2 protein-coding genes are annotated in these 2,398 nt (G+C 56.0%); one reads left to right on the plus strand and one right to left on the minus strand.

Annotated features, from left to right (window positions below; translation table 11 throughout):
- Positions 1-64 precede the first annotated feature (64 nt).
- Positions 65-832: a PIG-L family deacetylase gene (locus H5U02_15110; GenBank protein ID MBC7343749.1), complete on the minus strand. Its 768-nt coding sequence runs from the start codon at positions 830-832 to the stop codon at positions 65-67.
- Between the two features lie 342 nt (positions 833-1,174).
- On the opposite strand from H5U02_15110, the gene H5U02_15115 reads away from it, so the two are divergent.
- Complete coding sequence (locus H5U02_15115) at positions 1,175-2,191, plus strand: LacI family DNA-binding transcriptional regulator (GenBank protein MBC7343750.1); 1,017 nt, start codon at positions 1,175-1,177, stop codon at positions 2,189-2,191.
- Positions 2,192-2,398 lie beyond the last annotated feature (207 nt).

A 2,398-nucleotide genomic window follows, 5' to 3' on the forward strand; every position in this document is an offset into this window, starting at 1 on the left:
GCAGCCGCAGGCTGCCCGCCCTCTAGCTTGGGAAAGCAGGGGTAGTAAATTTTTCGTAGTACGGCTAATACTGCTCGGTATCCACATTAAAGTGGAGGTGGATATGGGTGACTACCTTAAACGCTTCCGCCAGCTCAAACCCGCGGCCTTCGGCCAACTCCCGGGCCTTAGCAGTCAGGTAAGCGGTGAAGATCTCCCGGCTCTCCTCTGGAAACTGGCTTTCATGTTTCATGATGGCCGCCATCTTGGTATTCCAGGTGTCGGTAACGTCAATAAAGGTATTGGGACGGGCAGTGCCGTAGAAGGCCACTGCATTTACTTGGTGCGGCCCTATGCCTGCCTCCAAATCCTGGGGGCAGAAATGGGGAAAGTTGGCCAAGAGGCAAGCTTCAGCCGTAGCTAGGCCGACACAGCGGTGGTCGGAATGGGCCTCGTACAGGAGCCAAGGATCCATTACCATGACCGTGTCCGGCTTGGTCTGGCGGATGGCCCTGGTAATCCCAGCTCGGACCTCGAATAGGGGGAGGCTACCGCCATCGGGAAAATCCAACCACAATAGTGGGTTGGTTATTCCCAAAGTATGGGCAGCTTCCTGGGCCTCCCGGTGGCGCATCCGGGCGACTTCCTGAGGCGGTACTGAAGCATCGAGATAGCCAACCCCACCGTCAGTCACCGTCAACAACGTAATATCGACCCCGCTGGCAGCTAGCTTAGCAATGGTAGCACCAGCCCCAATATCAGCATCATCAGGATGGGCTTGCACTACCAACAGGCGACGAGATTCTTCCAAGGCAGGTATGGGAATTAAATCCTTCACCCGGGGGGTAGTCATAAGGTTGGCTCCTTTCTCTATGGCTCTTTCTCTATGTTGGCTCCTTTCTCTATTGACAAAACTAGTTGCAATTGCTATATTCTGATTGTAATGATAACCTTTTCATAACAAGCTGTCAAGGGATCAAATACTTGAAATGCAAACTAGAAATCGTTTTCTTGTAAGAAAACGTTTTCTAAACAGGTTAATGCCAGTGGCACTAGGCGGCCTAGCCCGCTACCAGGCAGCGCAGCCCACCAAACAACAGGGGCTGCCCACATATACAGAAAAGTAGGAACCGTCCAAGGCGTAGTCTACGCCGGGGATAAGAGGTTGTTCATAGCACAGGAAAGGCGGAAACCAATGACCACAGGAAAGAAGCCCAGTATTATCGAAGTAGCAGCCAGGGCGGGAGTAGCCCCAGCCACGGTCTCTCGCGTCCTCAACCATACTGCCCCCGTTTCCCGCCGCCTCCGGGAGCGAGTCCTCAAGGCAGTGGAGGAGTTAAACTACCGACCCAACGTATTTGCCCGCGGTCTGGTCACCAACCGTTCCCAAACCATCGGGGTGCTAGTAACCGATACCGACAGCCCCTTTTATGGCCCCATGTTGCGAGGCATCGACGATGTCCTCGACAATTATGAGCTACAAATGTTGGTAGCCAGCGGCCGGCGCGACCGGGAACGGGAGAACCGGCTGGTGAGCATGCTCAACGCCCGGGTAGATGGGTTTATATTATATTCGGAAGGAATGTCCGACGATGACTTGCGCCAGCTTAGCCGTACCGGCATTCCCGTAGTGGTGGTGGGACGTTTGGTTCCAGGCATGGAGGAGAACTCCGTCTACCTTGACAACCAGTACGGCGGATATCTTGCCACCCAATATCTACTTGAGCGCGGCCACCGGGAGATTGCCCACATTACCGGCCCCCTATCCACCCGGGACGGCATCGACCGGTTGCGGGGTTACCGGCAGGCCCTGGAGGAAGCCCAAATCCCCTACCAGCAGCATCTGGTAATGGAGGGCGATTTCACTGAAGAGCGAGGCTGGGAGGTGACCATGGAGCTGTTGCGGTCCAAGAGCCGAAAATTCACCGCCATCTTTGCCGGCGATGACCTCACCGCCATCGGCACCTTAGCCGCCCTTCGGGATTGGGGCCTCAAGGTGCCCCAAGATATGTCAGTGGTCGGATATGACGACATTTATTTAGCCCGCTACCTTTATCCGCCTCTGACTACCATTCGTCAACCGGTTTACGAAATGGGGCGGTCAGCTGCCGACATCTTGATCGGCAACTTGGAGGGCCGGGATACCTCTAAGATCCCCCGCCGCTTCCTTCCCACCTTGATCGAACGAGAGAGCGTAGCCAGCATTTCTTGATGTATAACGTTGTCTGGAGACGGAAACAGGGGGTGCATCCGAAAGAAGCATGAAAATGCCGAGGATGCTGGCGCAAGGCGATTTTGGGCGAGCCTCGCGAGACGTCGGCGAGACCGAGCCCGGAGGCGGGGCCGAGGACAGGACGTCCGAGGCCGGCCTCTTGAGACAGGAGGTCGAATTGGCCGGGAACCCCGCCGAAGGGCGAGG

It is taken from the genome of Clostridia bacterium, assembly GCA_014360065.1.
Lineage (GTDB): Bacteria > Bacillota > DSM-521 > Neomoorellales > JACIYF01 > JACIYF01.

Excerpts from the sequence above, each read along its gene's own strand:
- H5U02_15110 (MBC7343749.1), bottom strand. The coding sequence starts at position 832 with ATGACTACCCCCCGGGTGAAGGATTTAATTCCCATACCTGCCTTGGAA.
- H5U02_15115 (MBC7343750.1), top strand. The coding sequence starts at position 1,175 with ATGACCACAGGAAAGAAGCCCAGTATTATCGAAGTAGCAGCCAGGGCG.